This window comes from Saccharomonospora saliphila YIM 90502, assembly GCF_000383795.1.
Taxonomy (GTDB): Bacteria; Actinomycetota; Actinomycetes; order Mycobacteriales; family Pseudonocardiaceae; genus Saccharomonospora; species Saccharomonospora saliphila.
Map to the genome: position 1 here is coordinate 10,676 of NZ_KB912676.1, position 17,063 is coordinate 27,738.

Genomic DNA, 17,063 nt, shown 5'->3' on the forward strand with positions numbered 1-17,063 from the left:
CGCCGCGCCCGCCACGGCATCGCCCACCACGGTCAGCGCGGCGGGCCCGCGCACCAGATCGTAGAGGTCCCGCGGCGTCGCGACCGGCGCGGCCCCCGGGGCGGTCACAGGGACTCCGCCCATGTCGTGAGCATGTCGAACTGCTGGGCGAGGCGGTGCTCGTCGGTGCCCATCGGGTCCTTGAAGAAGAACGCCAACGGCGCGAGCGGGCCCGACCGTCCCGCCGCGTGGGCGGCGGCCGTGAATCGTGTGAGGTCGAGCACCAGCGGGGCCGCCAGCGACGAGTCGTAGCCGCTCCACGTGAATTGCATGCTCATCCGCACGCCCAGGAAGCCCTCGAACGACACGTGGTCCCAGGCGATCTTCTGCTCGCCGAGATCCGGCACGTTGTCGATGTGCAGCGGCGCGGTGACCTCCGTGCCCAGCAGGGTCGAGAGTCCGCGCCCCTTGGAGGCGAGCTTGCTGCCCGCGTGTTCGGCGTCGGCGAGGGTCAGCCCGTCGCCGCCACCGAGCAGGTTGGTGCCCGCCCACGACCGCACGGCCAGCGATCGTGAGGAGAACAGCGGGGCGAGCGTGCTGCGCACCAGTGTCTCCCCCGTCTTGCCGTCGGAGCCCGCGTACGGCACGGCCTGCCGTGAGGCCAGTTCCTCCAGCGCGGGAAGCCGGATGCCCGGTGACGGGGTGAAGTCGACGTAGGCGGCTCCGGCACGCAGCGCCGCGTACGCCGACACCGAACTCGGCGGCAGCACGGTTCGCCCCGGCACCGCCATCGCCGCCTCCAGCGCGGCGAGCCCCTCGTGCTCGGCCAACGACGGGAACACCGGCTCGGTCGAGGAGACGTTGAGCACCACCACGCGTTCGAGCCCGTGCCGCCGCGCGAAGGCATTGATGTCCTCGGACACCGCGCGGGCCGCGTCGGCCTGGCTCCCCGAATGCGTGGCCGGGTGGTAGCCCGGCCGGACTTCGGAGTCCACTTCGGAGAGACGGTCGCGGACGGTGTCGAACACCCGGTACGGGATCAGCCCGGACTCGGTGAGCTGCTCCGCCCGCTTCTCCAGCGGTGTGTCGACGACATCGTGCCCGCCGACGCGGATCTCGTCCCAGTCCGGCAGCGGGGCACGCTCGAACGCCGGCTGCGCGCTGACGCAACCGACGGGCCGGACCACGCCGGACCGCAAGGCGAGCAGCCCCGCGATCGCCGTGGTGGCGACCGAACCCCGCGCACCGATCAACCACAATCCTGTGGGCGCCATGATGCACCAACCTCAGTTCCTGTGTACTTGTCGCGTGACGGCACGCGCCACGCCCGTGCCACCGGGGCCGACCCTCTCACGACAACGACGGCCGTCCTGTGGAGGATCGACGCGCGTGCCGGGAGGTCGCCGGGTGGTGCCGCCGCGCGCGGCCCCACCCGGCCCTTCCGGACGCTCCGGTGTCACCCGTGCTCGCCCACCGCCGGAGGAAGAGTGCCCCTACCGCCGAGCGGCGTTGTTCAACTCCTTGATCTGGACGTTCCGGAACGACACGTCGTCGACGTCCCCGTGGTTCTGCAGGCCGATGTGGCCCCGCGTGAGGTCGCGGTCCGGGTCCTTGCTGACGAAGTCGTTGACCTTGGTCCCGTTCAAGAAGACCTGAATCCGCTGGCCACGCACCACGATCTCGTACGAGTTCCACTCCCCCGGCGGGTTGAGGGCCTCGTCCCGGGCCTCGAGGTCGGCCGACTGGAAGTCGTAGATGGCTCCCGTGGTCTTCTCCGGCGCGTCGGTGGCGTCGATCTGGACCTCGTAGCCCTCGTTGACCGCCACCCACGGGTCGTCGCCCGGGTCGGGGAAGCCGACGAACACGCCCGAATTGTCGTCCCCTGCCATCTTCCAGTCGAGCTTGAGGCTGTAGGCGCTGAACTGCTCATCGAACCAGAACAGGCCCATGCCACCGGTCGAGCGGATGGCGCAGTCGCCGGTCAGCTCGAACGACCCTGGACCCGACTGCCGCCAGCCGTCGAGGCTGCCCTCGGTGCCGTCGAAGAGCATCCGGTAGCCCTCCTCCGGCGTGGCGGGCTCGCACTCCGCGGGCGGCGTGCCCGGGTCGGCGACGCCGCCGCCGGTGAAGCGCAGCTCGTCCACGTCGAACAGGCCGCCACTGCCCTCACCTCGGAAGACCAGGTACAGCGGTGCGGTGCCACCCGGGTCGGTGACCGGTACGGGATCGATGTCGGCGTAGTTGTCGAACCCGCCGGTGTTGGCGACCTCGACGGAGTGCACGAGCGGACCGTCCACGGCGCCGGACCGCACCTCGATCGTGCCGCCCTCCCCGCCGGAGGACACGCGGTAGCCGATGGCGTCGACGCCGGTCAGGTTGGCCGGGTCGATCGAGATCCAGTCACCGTCGTCGATGTAGCCGACGCGCTGGCCGCCCCGGGCACCGTCGGCGGCGACCACCTCGATCCCGTTCTGCTCGGCGAAGAACTCGGCCTGCTTGATCTTCGGTTGCAGAACGACCTCGTCCTCGCCGCTCAGCGCGGGAACGTCGCCCGCACCGGTGTCGGTGTAGCTCGCGTTGATCACACCGAAGATGTCGGCGTCGAGCCCGTGCCCCTCGTCGGCCGGGGTCTCGATCACGCCCTCACACCCGGTCGCCCGGGACAGCGGGTGCCCGTGGTTGTCGTGGCCGAGGATGTACTCGACCGTGACGCGCGAGCAGTCGATCTCGCCGTCCTCCGGGTCGGTGACGGAGACGCGGAAGGGCACCTCGTCGCCGAAGCCGAAGACGCCGCCGTCGGCGGGTGTCTCCAGCGTCACCGACGGCGCGGTGTTGCCCACCGTGACGACCACGCTCGCCGAACCGGTGAGGCCCGTGTCGTCGGTGACCGACAGCTTCGCGCTGTACTGGCCCGGGTCCGAGTAGGTGTGGGTGACCGCACCCGCCTCGGTCGAGTCGGTCTCGCCGTCACCGTCGAAGTCCCAGGCGTAGGACAACTGCCCGCCGTCGGGATCGGTCGTGCCGGACGGGTCGAACGACACCTCCAACGGTGCGGGACCGGAGGTCGTCTCGGCCGACAGCGCCACCTCGGGAGTGCGGTTGCCCTTGGTGTAGTCGATCCGGTAGACCGCCGAGTCCGGTGCGCCGCCGAAGTAGCCGCTGCCGTAGTCGAGCACGTACAGCGACCCGTCCGGCCCGAACTCGATGTTCATCGGCCGGGTCAGCTTCATCGAGGAGAAGAACGGCTCGATCGCGCCCCGCTCTCCGTTCTCGCCGACCTCGATGGTCTTGATCCAGCCCCGGTCCCACTCGTAGGCGAAGTTCTTGCCGTCGTAGAACTCGGGGAACTTGGTGGTCGAGTCCAGCTCCGGGTCGAAGTTGTAGACCGGTCCGCCCATCGGCGACTCGCCGCCGGTGCCGAATTCGGGAACCGACCCGCCGTCGTAGGGAATCCACGCGGGCTGTGCCGGCGGCAGCTCGACCAGACCGGTGTTGTGCGGGCTCTCGTTCCTCGGCGCCGCGCAGTCGAACTCCGCACCGGAGGTGCCGGAGGCGAAGTCGTAGTCGTGGTAGGCCACGTTGTCACCCACGCAGTACGGCCAGCCGTAGTTGCCCGGCCCGGTGATCAGGTTGAACTCGACCATGCCTCCGGGACCGCGCTCGGGGTCGGCGGAGCCGGCGTCGGGCCCGTAGTCACCGAGGTGGATCCAGCCGGTCTCGGGGTCGACGGCGAACCGGAACGGGTTGCGAAAGCCCATCGCGTAGATCTCCGGGCGGGTGTTCTCGGTGCCCGGCTCGAACAGGTTGCCCTCGGGGATGGTGTAACCGCCGTCCTCGGTGACGGTGATCCGCAGCAGCTTGCCGCGCAGGTCGTTGGTGTTGGCCGAGCTGCGCTGGGCGTCGAACGCGGGGTTGCGCTCGTCGCGCTCGTCGATCGGCGTGTAGCCGTCGGAGGCGAACGGGTTGGTGTCGTCACCGGTGGACAGCAGGAGGTTGCCGTCGGCGTCGAAGTCGATCTCCCCGCCCGCGTGGCAGCAGATTCCCCGGTCGGCCGCGACCCGCAGGATCTGCTGCTCACTGTCGAGGTCGAGCGTGCCCTGCTCGCTCAGCCGGAACCGGGAGAGCTGGTTGTGGCCCTCGAACGGCGCGAAGTCCTCCGCCGTGCCCGTCTCCGGCGCGTCACCGGAAGGCGTGTCGAGCGGGGGCGCGTAGTACAGGTACACCCACCGGTTCTGCTCGAAGTCCGGGTCGACGGCCACACCCTGCAAGCCGTCCTCGTCGTGGTTGTAGACGTCGAGCTCCCCCGCGAGCGACGTGGAGCCCTCCGGAGTGGTCAGAAAGACCCGGCCGTCGCGGGAGGTGTGCAGCACGCTGCGGTCCGGCAGCACCGACAACGCCATTGGCTCACCCGTGGACGCCTCGCCCTCGGCCAGCGTGATCTGATCGAAGTCGGCGTCCTCCGGCGTGCCCTCGCCCGGGTCCTGCGTGGTGGAGCAGTCGCCGTCGGCCAGGCCCGCCGCGTAGCGGATGCCGCCCGCGAGGTGGGAAAGGAACTCGGGCTCGCTGAACGACTCGTCGGTGTGCCCGCCGCCGGTGTACCAGGCCCGGCCGCCCTTGTTCTCGTGGCACCAGGCGATCGGGTGGTCGTCACCCATCGCGCCGGACCCGGCGTCGTAGCTGCTCTCGTCGAGCGAGGCGAGCACGTGCACGTCCCCGCGCGGGTTGTCCTGGTAGTTGTACCACTCGTCGGTGCGGTTCCACTCGTACGGCAGGTCCGCTGTGGACGGATGCTGCCGGTCCTCGACGTGGACGGTGGCTTCCTGGATGTGCGGGTGGGAGTCGAAGTAGGCGCCCACCAGCTCGCCGTACCACGGCCAGTCGTACTCGGTGTCCGAGGCGGCGTGCACCCCGGCGTAGCCACCACCGTCGGCCACATAGCGTTCGAAGGCGGCCTCCTGGTTCTCGTCGAGCACGTCCCCCGTGGTCGACAGCCACACCACGGCGTCGTAACCGGCGAGATTGTCGTCGGTGAAGGCGCCCGCGTCCTCGGTGGCGTCCACGGAGAATCCGTGTTCGGCGCCGAGCTTCTCGATCGCCGCGATGCCCGTGGGAATCGAGCCGTGCCGGTACCCCGCCGTCTTGGAGAAAACGAGCACGCTGGCCTCGGCCGTCGCGCCCGCGTCCTGTTCCTGCTGTGCCCCCGCCTGGGCGGCGAACGCCGCACTGGAGGTGCCCAGCCCGGTGCACAGGGCGAGCGCCGCCGCCCCGAACCGCCACCCGCGGCGCGCGGCGGCGGGTCTGTTGGTACTGCTGCGTCGTTGCATTGGTACCTACTCCTGTTCAGCCTGCCGAACCCGGTTGAAACCCTGCGTTTCGCCTGGTGTGTGTCCGCGCCCTCCCCCGTGCCGCCGCCCGTGCGGGCCGCGCCCCTGCCCGCACGGGTCGACCGCGTCTCGTCGTCGGTTGCCTCAGATCCGCGTCGCCACCGAGTCGGCGGCGGCGCTGTCCTCCACCGCCCGCAGCACCCGCTGCACCCGCAGGCCGTCGGCGAAGCTCGGCTCCGGCGGCCTGCCCTCTCCGATCGCGGTGACCAGATCGGCCAGTTCGTGGGTGAAGGTGTGTTCGTAGCCGAGCAGGTGCCCGGGCGGCCACCACGCCCCCAGATAGGGATGCGTCGGCTCGGTGACCACGACGCGCCGGAACCCGGCCGTGTCCGGGTCCTCGTCGCCGTCGTAGAACCACAGCTCGTTCATCGACTCGAAGTCGAAGGCGATGCTGCCGCGCGACCCGTTGACCTCGAGCCGCATCGCGTTCTTGCGTCCCAGCGCGTAGCGGGTGGCCTCAAAACTGCCCACGGCGCCGGAGGAGAATCGGGCGGTGAAGACCGCGCAGTCGTCGACGGTCACGTCCTCGGGCCCCTGCTCACCGGGCCGCTTCCGCACGAACGTCTCGGTCAGCGCGGACACGCCGGTCACATGCTGCCCGGTGACGAACTGGGCGGCGTCGACGATGTGGGCGCCGATGTCCCCGAGCGCACCGGACCCCGCCTGCTCCTTGCGCAGCCGCCACGACATCGGCGACTCCGCGTCGGAGAGCCAGTCCTGCAGATACATCGCGCGCACGTGCCGCACGTCGCCGATCCGGCCCTCGGCGACCATGCGCCGCGCGAGCGCGAGCGCGGGCACCCGCCGGTAGTTGAACGCCACCATCGAGAACACGCCACGCCGCTCGGCCGCCTCGGCCGCCGAGACCATGCGCTCGGCCTCGGCGACGGTGTTGGCCAGCGGCTTCTCACACAGCACGTGCTTGCCCGCCTCGAGCGCGGCCACGGCGATCTCGGCGTGGGTGTCGCCGGGCGTGCAGATGTCGACCAGGTCGACGTCGTCCCGTCGCAGCAGGGCGCGCCAGTCCGTCTCGACCGACTCCCATCCCATCCGCTCCGCGGCCTGGGCGGTCCGCTGTGCGTCCCGTCCACCGAGGGCCACCATGCGGGGTGCGCGGGGCAGGTCGAAGAACCGGGACACACTGCGCCAGGCCTGCGAGTGCACCGCTCCCATGAACGAGTGCCCCACCATGGCCACGCCCAGCGCGGGCGTCTCCGCTGATCGCGTCGAAGAGTCTTGTGTCACGAGTCGAACCCAACGTCGAGGTAGGAATCCACATTGTCCTTCGTCACGACCGCCGAGTACGTCGTGATCTCCGAGGGGATCTCGTGTTCGGCGAGGTCGGAAAGGCCCTTGTTCTGGCCCAGCAGGCGGGCCATCGAAATGGCCGACGAGGCCATCGACGGGCTGTAGAGCACGGTCGCCTTGACCGGCCCCGAATCTTGCTTGATGAGCTCCATCATGTTGCGGGAACCCGCGCCACCGACAAGAAAGAACTCGTCACCACGGCCGGAGGCCTCGATCGCGGCGACCACGCCGATGCCCTGGTCGTCGTCGTGGTTCCACAGCGCGTCCAGCCGCTGCGCGCCCTGGAGCAGGTTCGCGGTCTCCCGCTCACCGGACTGGGGGCTGAACTCGGCGGCCACGCGGGGACCGACCTGGAACCCGTGTGTCTTGAGCGCGTCGCTGAACCCCTTGCTGCGTTCCTGGGTCAGCGGCAGCGAGTCGATCCCGGCCACCTCACCGATGACGGGGTCGCTGACGTTCTCGCTCTTGAGCCGCTCGGCGATGTAGTTGCCCGCGTTGACCCCCATGCGGTAGTTGTCGCCGCCGATCCAGGTTCGGTAGGCCAGCGGGGTGTCGAAGACCCGGTCGACGTTGATGACCGGAATGCCCGCGTCCATGGCCTTCTGGCCGACCGAGGTGAGCGCCTTGCCGTCGAACGGCAGGATCACCAGCACGTCGACGCCACTGTTGATCAGCGACTCGACCTGGGCGATCTGCTGGTTGACGTCGTTGGTGCCCTCGGTGGCCTCCAGTGTGACGTCGGAGTACTGCTCCGCCATGTCCCGGGCGTTGATGGTCATGGCGGCCATCCACCCGTGGTCGGCGGCGGGCGCGGAGAACCCGATGGTCACCGGCTGGCCCGGTTCGGCGTTGGCGCCCTGGTTGGCCGCCTGCGCCTGCCCCGAATCCCCGCTGTCCTTCTCGTTCGAGGTGCATCCGGCGAGGACCGCGCCCGCGCCGACGCCGGCCGCGGACAGCAGGAAGCCGCGCCTGGCCAGGTTGTTTCGGATCATGACTTGCTCCCAGTGGGTTGTGGTGCCGGGTCACCGGAGTCGCCCTGGGGCTTGTCCGGCGGTGGTGAGCTGGCCTTGCCCTTGCGCCCGATCGTCGTCTGTTGCAGCAGCACGGCGGCGACGATGATCGCGCCCTTGGCGATGCTCTGGATGTCGGTTTCCAGGTTGTTCTGGGTGAACACGCTGTTGAGCACGGTGAAGATCAGCACGCCGATCAGCGTCCCGATCAGGCTGCCGCGCCCGCCGGAGAGCAGCGTGCCGCCGATGACCACCGCGGCGATCGCGTCCAGCTCCCACAACAAGCCGTTGGTCGAGGCGCCGGAGGTGGTGCGCGCCACGATGATGATCGCCGCGATGCCGCAGCACAGGCCGCTGATGCCGTACACCAGCGCGGTGTGCCACTTGACGTTGATGCCCGACAGCCGCGCCGCCTCGGCGTTACCGCCGATGGCGAAGGTGCGCCTGCCGAAGGTGGTGCGGTTGAGCACGATCCAGCCGACGACGAACACTCCCGCCAGCATCCACACCAGCACCGGAATCCCGAGCAGCGACGCGAGGAAGAAGTCGGTGAACCCCGTCTCGGTGACGACCTGCGTCTGCCGGCCACTGATGCGCTCGGCGAGGCCGCGCGCCGAGGCCATCATCGCCAGCGTCATGATGAACGGCACGACCTTGCCGTAGGAGATGAGCAGGCCGTTGATCAGGCCGGTGACCAGGCCCACCAGCAGCGCGCAGACCACCATCACCACGGGCCCGTAGGACTGCGTGGCCACGGTCGTCATCCACACGCTCGACAACGCCACGATCGAGCCGACCGACAGGTCGATGCCCCCCGCGATGATCACGAACGTCATGCCGACGGCGACCACGCCGATGCCCGCGGCCAGCCGGAGCATCGTGGACAGGTTCGCCTCGGTCAAGAACGTGTCGGGATTGGTCACGTACCCGACCAGGCACAGCAGCACCAGCACGCCCGCGAGGCCCACGAGCCGCACGTCCACAGGCAGCGATCGACGTCGCCCGCCCGTGCCGCTGTTCGTCACCGGCGGCCGGTCGAGGGTCTCGGTCACGCCGCGCTCCCTTCCATCACCATGTCGAGCACGTCTCCTTCGGTCAGTTCTCCGGCGGGCCGCTGCGCGAGGACGGTGCCCTCGCGCAGTACGAGCACGCGGTCGGCGAGCCCGAGCACCTCGGGGATCTCGCTCGACACCACCACGACCGCCACACCGCTCGCGGCGAGCTCGTGGATCAGCCGGTACAGCTCCGCGCGGGCGCCCACGTCGACACCCCGGGTGGGTTCGTCCAGCAACAGCACGCGGCACCCGTGCACGAGCCAGCGCGCCACCACGACCTTCTGCTGGTTGCCACCGGACAGCGTCCTCGTCAGGCGCTGCGGGTCCGCCGGACGCAGGTCCAGCCGTTCCAGGGTGGCTCGCGCGTCGGCGCTCTCCCGGCCGCGGTCGGCGAAGCCGAGCGTGCTGTAGCCGGGCAGGCTGGCCAACGTCACGTTGTGCGTCACGGACATGTCCAGCAGCAGTGCCTGGCTCTTGCGCTCCTCGGGCGCGAGACCGACTCCGGCCTCGACCGCGGCGGCGACGCTGCCCGGACGCAGGCGTTCGCCCGCCACGGACACCGTGCCCCCATCGGGCTTGCGCGCGCCGAAAACGGTCTCCATGATCTCGCTGCGGCCGGAGCCGACCAGCCCCGCGAGCCCGACGATCTCCCCGGCCCGGACGGTGAACGACACGTCGCTGAACTCGCCGCGCCTGCTCAGACCGTCCACGTCGAGCAGCACGTCGCCGGGGTCGACGCGGTCGCGGTCGGCATCGCGGTACGCGGTCTGCACCGCGCGGCCCGCCATCAGGTCGACCAGCTCGGAGGTGGAGTGCGCGTCGGCGTCGAGGTTTTGCGCGACCGTGCGCCCGTCCTTGATGACCGTGACGCGGTCTCCGATGCGCCGGATCTCCTCGAGCCGGTGGGAGATGTAGACCACGGCCACACCCTGGCCGGTCAGGTCGCCGATGATGCGGAAGAGGTTGTCCACCTCGTCGGCGGCCAGCGCGGCGGTGGGCTCGTCGGCCACGATCAGCTTGGCGTCGTGGGCGAGCGCCCGCGCCATCGACACCAGCTGCTGTCCGGCGGCGGAGAGCGTGCCGACCTCGGCGTCCGGGCTGATCTCGGCGTGGCCGAGCCGGTCCAGCAGCGCGGCGGCCTCCGACCGTGCCTGCCCGCGCCGCAGGAACCCGTACCGGGCCCGCTCGTGACCGAGGAAGATGTTCTCCGTCACCGACAGCCCCGGCACGAGGTCGAGTTCCTGGTACATCGTGGCGATCCCGCGCCGCAGCGCCGCGACCGGCGAGCTGAGCGTGACAGTCTCGCCCCGCCAGGTGATCTGGCCCCCGTCCGGCTGGTGGGCGCCCGCGAGTGTCTTGATCAGCGTGGACTTGCCCGCGCCGTTCTGTCCCAGCAGGCAGTGCACCTCGCCCGCGTCCACGTCGAGGTCCACGCCGTCGAGCGCGCGGACTCCGGGGAACAGCTTCACGATGCCGCGCATCGCGAGCAGGGGCGCCTCGCTCACATCCGCGTTCGCCGCGTGCAGACTTAAATCCACATCAGCCCCACTTTCTTCTCTGGCATGCAAAAGTAGGGTGGTCGAGCCCACGCGTCAAGAAGGAGTTTTCAACCAGTCAACATCTACGTCACACGGGTGGCGGACGAGAAGGACGTCACCAGGTGAATGTCATGTGGCGGAACTCCGGCCACAACTCGTCCCACGGCCGCGAGCGCTCGACGCACAGCCAGATGGGCTCGCCCTGATTGCCGTTGTTGACCTCACGGCCGTTGTCGATCACACCCACGCGGCGGATCGCACCGAAGTGGGGCGCCAGCTCGTCCCGGGAGGCGCCCACGAACAGCGTCGCCCGGGACGAGGACGGCGGGACGCCGAAGTAGTAGAAGCCGCGTCCCCCGCTGTACGGCCTCGGCAGGTCCGGGCGGAAGTGCTCGACGGCCGAGGCCTGCCAGTACGTTTCGGTGACGATCGTGACGTCGGCGCGGAGTCCGTCGGGCAACTCGTGATACGCCCGCGCGACGCTGTCGGCCACCTGGGGCCAGCCGAACTCCTCCAGCTCCATGTTCATCGGGCTGTACGGCTCACCGGCGTAGGCCGAGATCGGTTTGATCGGCAGCCAGCTGATCGCCACCAGCGCCGACACGGCGTAGGCCACGGCCACCACCGGCTTCCACCGTGCGGGCCGCCAGCGCTCGGTGAGCACCGTGTCGAGCCGCACCGCCGCCACGGCGAAGCAGAGCGCGAACAGGCCGCCGACGTAGTACGGACGCCCCGCCGTCGCCCAGAACACGGCCGTGACCCCGAGCACCGTCAGCCCGAGGAAGCGGTACGGCCGCAGCTCGTCGCGGCGCGACAGCCACCAGACGCCCAGCACCACGAGCACGGCGCCGACCCCGATGCCCGCCTGTTCGAGCGCCATCGGCAGGAACGTGAGCCTGCCTCCCGCGTAGGAGACCTCGTCGGCGACGATCCGGTTCATCTCGAGCTGGGGCCAGCCGTGCGTGGCCTGCCACACCAGTGTCGGCACGCAGGTCAGCACGGCCACCGCGCCGCCCGCCCACAGCAACGGCCTGCGCGGCAGGTCACGCGGACCCACCGCGAGGGCGGCGAGCACCAGCACGACCCAGAAGACCGGGATGAGGAACTTCACCTGAAGATCCACCGCGGTGACCAGTCCCGCCGCGAACAGCAACCGGTCGTCGCGGAGGCGGACCCAGCGCACGACCAGCCACGCGATCACCGTCCAGAGGAAGACGTCGACCATGTGGGTGGCCAGAATGTGTCCCGCACCCGCCAGCAGGAAGGGTGAGCACGCGTACGCGCCCGCCGCCATGACCTGCGCGCGGCGCTCACCGCCGAACTCCCGGGCGGTCAGCGCCGCGATCACGATGCCGAGGCCGGTGAACACCACCGCGGGCAGCCGCAGGCCCACGACCGATCCGGGAAAGAGCGTGTCCATCAGGCGGGCCAGCAGCGGCAGGAGCGGAGGCTGGTCGGCATACCCCCAGTCCAGGTGCCGCCCTGCGGCAAGGAAGTACAGCTCGTCGCCGTGGTAGCCGTACCGCCCGCTGAAGGCCAGCAACACCGCCATCGCCACACCCGCGACGACGAGCACCGGGAGCCGGGCGAACTGCGGGACGGCCATACCCGAGCACCCTATATCCTCGCGAATCCCCCCTCCCCACCCGCGAGTTGCCCCTCCCGGTCCGCGAGTTGCCCCTTCCTGCTCACGAGTTGCCCCCTCCGGTCCGCGAGTTGCCCGCTCCTGCCCACGAGTTGCCCCCTCCGGTCCGCGACTTGCCCGCTCCTGCCCACGAGTTGCCCTCGCGCGGGTGGGTTGTGCCTGTGCGGTCGCGATCAGCCTCGTGCGCAGTCGATTCGCCACCGTCCGCACCGCACCCACCTTCGATCTGGCTCCACCGGGAAATCGCGGACGCCGAAGGGTCGTTGCCTCGCGCGCCGTCGCCCCGGCGTCCTGTTGACCATGACGCTCCCCACGGGACTCTCGGTGTCACGACCAGCTCCGTTGCCACAGCGAGACTCCCGGTGCCACTCGGCGATCCGCGCGCGACCACCGAGACTCGCACGTCACCGGGGCCACTCGTCACAACCCCAGAGGAGATTTCACGGACGGGAAGAGGCAACCCTCGGACGAGAAGGGACAACTCGATAGCAGGAAAAGGCAACTCGCGGGCGGGAAGGGGCAACTCGCGAGCCGGGAGGGGCAACTCGCGAGCGAGCGGGTAGGTGGGGTCACATGTTGATCATGTGGCCGGCCAGGTCGTGGACGGCTTCCTTGACGGCTTCGCCGAGTGTGGGGTGGGCGTGGACGTTGCGGGCCACCTCGTGCACGGTGAGGTCCCATCGCTGGGCCAGGGTGAGTTCGGGCAACAGCTCCGTCACCTCCGGACCGATCAGGTGCCCGCCGAGCAGCTCGCCGTAGGCCGCGTCGCTGATCAGCTTGACGAAACCCACGGTGTCGGCCAGCCCGTGCGCCTTCCCGTTGGCGCTGAACGGGAACTTCGACACCCGGACGTCGTGTCCCTCGGCGCGGGCCTGCTGCTCGGTGAGACCGAAGCTGGCGATCTGCGGCTGGCAGTAGGTCGCCCGCGGGATCATGCTGTAGTCCAGCTCCATGGTCTCCGCCCCGCCGATGGTCTCGGCCGCCACCATCCCCATCGCCTCGGCGGCGTGCGCGAGCATCAGCTTGGCGGTCACATCACCGATGGCGAAGATGTGCGGCACGCTCGTGCGGCACCGCCCGTCCACGTCGATCGCGCCCCGCTCGGTGAGCGCCACCCCGGTCTTGTCCAGCCCGTATCCCTCGACGGTGGGCTGGAAGCCGATCGCCTGGAGCACCGTGTCCGCCTCCAGCACCCGCTGCTGCCCATCGGCGGAGACGGTGACCCGCACCCGCTCCCCGCTGTCGTCGATCTCGTCGACGCGCGTGGACGTCAGCACCTCGATGCCGAGCCTGCGGTACCGGCGCGCGAGTTCGGCCGAGACCTCCTCGTCCTCGGCGGGAACCACGCGGTCGAGGAACTCGACCATCGTGACCTCGACGCCGTAGTTGCGCAGCACGTAGGCGAACTCGACGCCGATGGCGCCCGCGCCGCAGATCACCACGCTGTCCGGCAGTTCCGAGGAGAGGATCTGCTCGGTGTAGGTGACCACACGCTCGCTCACCGATGTCCCCGGCAGCAGCTTCGCCGACGCCCCGGTCGCGATGATGCACTGGTCGAACGTGACGGTCTCAACCTCCCCGTCGGCGCCCCGCACCTCGATCGAGTGGTCATCGAGGAACGTGCCACGCCCGGTGAACTGGGCGATCGCGTTCTTCTTCATCAGGTAGTGGACGCCCTTGACCCGGCCGTCGGCGGCCTTGCGGCTGCGCTGATAGGCGGCCAGGTAGTCGAACGAGACCTCGCCGTCCACGCGGATACCGAAGGTCCGCGCCTCACTGGTGAACAGGTGGGCCAGCTCGGCGTTGCGCAGCAGCGCCTTCGACGGGATACACCCGACGTTGAGGCAGACACCGCCCCAGTAACGCTCCTCGATGACGGCGGTGTCGAGCCCGAGCTGGGCCGCGCGAACGGCGGCGGTGTAGCCGCCCGGGCCCGCGCCCAGCACCACGACGTCGAAGTGTTCGCTCATACCCGCGATTATGCCCGCGCCGCGTCGTCCGGGGGCCGCAACCCGCGCACCTCGGCGAGCAGCTCGGTGATGGCCGCCATGATCCGCTCGGTGGCCTCACGGAGCTGGGTCGCGCTGGGCCGCTCCCCAGCCAGGTCGCTCAGGTCGACGGGCGGACCGGCCACCAGGTGCAGGGTGGGCCGCGGCAGGACACGAGGCAACCGGGATTCGACCGGAAGCAACTCCCGCGTGCCCCAGCACGCGAGCGGGACCACGGGCACGCCGCTGGTCAGCGCCATGCGCGCGAGCCCGGTCTTGCCCTCGATCGGCCACCCGTCCGCGCGGTCGGTGAAGGTGCCCTCCGGGAACACCACGACGCAGTCGCCCTCGCCGACGGCCCGCACCGCGTCCCGATAGGCCCGGAGTGCGCTCGCGCGCCCACGGTGCACCTGGATGTGCCTGCCCGAGGCCATCACCGAACGCACCACCGGAACCGACCACAACCCGGCCTTGGCGAAGAACCGGGGCACCCGGCCACCCGCGAGAGCGAACAACGTGACCGCGATCGGGTCGGCGTAGGAGACGTGGTTGCTCGCGACCAGCACCCCGCCCTGCCGGGGCAGGTGTTCCTGCCCCTCGATCCGCCAGCGGGTGGCCAGCGCCAGGGGCGGGGCGATCACGTCGATCGCCAGGCCGAACCAGAAGCCCCGGCCACGCCGCGGGAACCGCAGGACGGCGCCGAGCCTGCCCCGCAGTCCCCGCGTGGAAGCCGGGCTCCGCGCGAGCCTCAGCCGACGCGCTCGAGCACGACGACGGGGATGTCCCGCTCGGTCTTGCGCTGGTAGTCGTCGTAGGAGGGCCAGACCTTCGTCATCCTCGGCCACAACGCCGCCTTCTCGTCGTCCCGTGCCGTGCGTGCCCGCGCGGGGAACCTGTCCGCTTTGACCTGCACCGCGACCTCGGGGTTGTCGCGCAGGTTGAGGTACCAGGCCGGATGGTCGTCGGCGCCGCCCTTGGACGCGACCACGACGTAGGCCCCGTCCACCTCCTGGAAGATCAACGCGGACTTGCGCGGTTGCCCCGTCTTCCTGCCCGTCGTGGTCAGGATCAACACCGGCGCACCGTTCTGCCAGTCGTAGCCGACCTCACCGTCGGTCTCCTCGTACCGGCGTACGTGCTCGTCGCCGAACAGCATCGGACACCACCTCCCTCGCGGCCGAACCCCACCCTACCCAGGATTCCGTGCGGGGCGCCCGGACGGACGCCGGCACCGCCCGACGCGGGGACTGAGGACGCCGGCACCGCCCTCCACGCGGGGGAACCCACGCTGTCACCGTCCGGCGGAAAGCGGGTCACCCGGTCCCGGCACCGGGCCCACGGCGTCGGTGCGCAGTGCCTCGGCGAGCACGGCGGGATCGACGTTGCCACCCGAGACCACCGAGACCACGCGCCCGGGCGGGAGCTCGTCCGAGTGGTACAACCACGCGGCCGTGGCGGCCGCGCCACTCGGTTCGGCGACCAGCCTCGCCCTGCGGGCGAGCAGGCTCGTCGCGGCGAGGATCTCCGCCTCCGTCACCGTGACGATGTCGTCGAGCACGGCGTTCAGGTGCGCGAAGGTGAGTGCGGAGGGCTGGGCACGCAGTCCGTCGGCCACGGTGCGTGCCCGCTGCTCCACGGGCCAGTCCACCAGTGCGCCGGAGCGCAGGCTCTCCCGCGCGTCGGCGGCCAGCTCCGGCTCCACCCCGACCACACGGGCCCGGGGACACAGCGCCCGCACCGCCGTGCCCACCCCCGAGGCGAGCCCGCCACCGCTGACCGGCACGAGCACGACCTCGACGTCGGGCAGATCGGTGGCGATCTCCAGTCCGGCGGTGCCCTGCCCCGCGATGACGTCGGGGTGGTCGAACGGCGGGATCAGCACCGCCCCGTGGTCGGCGACGAGCCGATGCGCGACGGCCTCGCGCTCGGCCGTGTCCACCAGCACGACCTCGGCGCCCAAGGCACGAGTGTTGTCGATCTTGACCTGTGGTGCGGTGTCGGGCATGACGATGTGCGCGTCGACACCGGCCTCGGCCGCCGCGTACGCGACGGCCTGGGCGTGGTTGCCGCTGGAATAGGCCACCACCCCGCGCCGCCGTTGCCCGTCGTCGAGCCGGGCGACGGCGTTGCGCGCGCCCCGGATCTTGAACGCGCCCACCGGCTGCAAATTCTCGGGCTTGAGCCACAGGCGCCCGGGGCCTGCCCACGGGCACGGCAGCAACGGGGTGCGCACGGCCACCCCCCGCACGCGGTCCGCGGCGGCACGGATGTCGTCGAGAGTCACCAGGTCCACCCGGCCGAGTATGCACTGTCCCGGCCGGGTGGACCCGGGCCGCCCACTGGGCGGTGTGCGGATCAGAACCGCAGCGCCCGCAGGTAGTCGTGGCTGCGCTCGGCGCTGGCCAGCGGGTCGGCGGGCTGGTCGTGCTCGACGACGTACTCCCGCACGCCCGCGAGCTTCCGGCGCCGGAAGATACGCCGGAAGTCGATCGTGCCGGAACCGACATCGGCGAACGACCCGTCCGGCGCCCGGTCCTTGACGTGCAGGACCGGGAACCGCCCGGGATAGCGCACGAAGTAGTCCACCGGGTCGTACCCGGCGTGCACCGCCCAGTACAGGTCGAGCTCGAAGTTGACCTCACGCGGATCGGTCCGTTCGAGCAGAAGGTCGTAGAGCACCTGCCCGTCGACCGTGCGGAAGTCGAAGTCGTGGTTGTGGTAGAGGAACCGCAACCCGGACTCCCGCGCTGCCCGGCCCGCCTCGGAGAACTCGTCCGCCAGCCGCCGGTACCCGTCGGCGGTGACGAGTGACTCCGGCAGCCACGGCACGACGATCGACTCCACGCCGAGGACATGCGCCGTGTCCAGCTCGGCCCGCCAGTCGCCGCGCATCGCCTCCAGCGACGAGTGGGTCAGCACCGCCCGCAGTCCGGCCCGGTCGAGCATCGCCCGGAACCGTTCGGGGCTGTGGCCGTAGAGACCGCTGACCCCGACCGTCGCATAGCCGATCTCGGCGAGCCGGTCCAGTGTGGCCTGCGGCGCCGACGGCATCAGCGAGCGCACCGTGTAGAGCTGGATGCCCAGATGCCCCGGGGGAACGCGGGGCGGTCCCCCGGTCGTCGCGGGCGTCGCGGCGGAGGCAGCGCCCGCGGCGCC

12 protein-coding genes are annotated in these 17,063 nt (G+C 70.6%); all 12 read right to left on the reverse strand.

What is annotated here, in order from left to right; translation table 11 throughout:
* Positions 1-104: 104 nt before the first annotated feature.
* The 12 genes from SACSA_RS0112230 to SACSA_RS22680 all read right to left on the reverse strand — a co-directional run bounded on the left by SACSA_RS0112230 (position 105) and on the right by SACSA_RS22680 (position 16,970).
* Complete coding sequence (locus SACSA_RS0112230; RefSeq protein WP_028661816.1) at positions 105-1,253, reverse strand: inositol-3-phosphate synthase; 1,149 nt, start codon at positions 1,251-1,253, stop codon at positions 105-107.
* A 219-nt stretch (positions 1,254-1,472) separates the two neighbouring features.
* Positions 1,473-5,303, reverse strand: a complete 3,831-nt coding sequence (locus SACSA_RS0112235; RefSeq protein WP_019816221.1) for a ThuA domain-containing protein — start codon at positions 5,301-5,303, stop codon at positions 1,473-1,475.
* A gap of 144 nt (positions 5,304-5,447) precedes the next feature.
* A complete protein-coding gene (locus SACSA_RS0112240; protein ID WP_019816223.1) occupies positions 5,448-6,554 on the reverse strand; it encodes a Gfo/Idh/MocA family protein in 1,107 nt (368 codons plus the stop codon).
* Positions 6,555-6,604: 50 nt separating this feature from the next.
* A complete protein-coding gene (locus SACSA_RS0112245) occupies positions 6,605-7,663 on the reverse strand; it encodes a substrate-binding domain-containing protein (protein ID WP_019816225.1) in 1,059 nt (352 codons plus the stop codon).
* Positions 7,660-8,733, reverse strand: coding sequence for an ABC transporter permease (locus tag SACSA_RS0112250; protein ID WP_019816226.1), 1,074 nt, complete (start codon positions 8,731-8,733; stop codon positions 7,660-7,662). The genes SACSA_RS0112245 and SACSA_RS0112250 overlap by 4 nt, the downstream gene beginning before the upstream one ends.
* Positions 8,730-10,217, reverse strand: a complete 1,488-nt coding sequence (locus SACSA_RS0112255; protein WP_048876728.1) for a sugar ABC transporter ATP-binding protein — start codon at positions 10,215-10,217, stop codon at positions 8,730-8,732. The genes SACSA_RS0112250 and SACSA_RS0112255 overlap by 4 nt, the downstream gene beginning before the upstream one ends.
* Before the next feature lie 172 nt (positions 10,218-10,389).
* A complete protein-coding gene (locus SACSA_RS0112260) occupies positions 10,390-11,880 on the reverse strand; it encodes an ArnT family glycosyltransferase (protein WP_019816228.1) in 1,491 nt (496 codons plus the stop codon).
* A gap of 608 nt (positions 11,881-12,488) precedes the next feature.
* Positions 12,489-13,889, reverse strand: a complete 1,401-nt coding sequence (gene lpdA, locus SACSA_RS0112265) for a dihydrolipoyl dehydrogenase (RefSeq protein ID WP_019816229.1) — start codon at positions 13,887-13,889, stop codon at positions 12,489-12,491.
* Positions 13,890-13,897: 8 nt separating this feature from the next.
* Positions 13,898-14,548, reverse strand: coding sequence for a lysophospholipid acyltransferase family protein (locus tag SACSA_RS0112270; RefSeq protein WP_019816230.1), 651 nt, complete (start codon positions 14,546-14,548; stop codon positions 13,898-13,900).
* Positions 14,549-14,655: 107 nt separating this feature from the next.
* Positions 14,656-15,063, reverse strand: a complete 408-nt coding sequence (locus SACSA_RS0112275; RefSeq protein ID WP_019816231.1) for a nitroreductase family deazaflavin-dependent oxidoreductase — start codon at positions 15,061-15,063, stop codon at positions 14,656-14,658.
* A gap of 135 nt (positions 15,064-15,198) precedes the next feature.
* On the reverse strand, positions 15,199-16,200 hold the full coding sequence (locus SACSA_RS0112280; protein ID WP_019816232.1) for a threonine ammonia-lyase: 1,002 nt from the start codon (positions 16,198-16,200) through the stop codon (positions 15,199-15,201).
* Positions 16,201-16,262: 62 nt separating this feature from the next.
* Positions 16,263-16,970 carry a sugar phosphate isomerase/epimerase family protein gene (locus SACSA_RS22680; RefSeq protein ID WP_408640276.1) on the reverse strand — a complete coding sequence of 236 codons (708 nt, stop codon included), beginning with the start codon at positions 16,968-16,970 and terminating at the stop codon, positions 16,263-16,265.
* Positions 16,971-17,063: the final 93 nt, after the last annotated feature.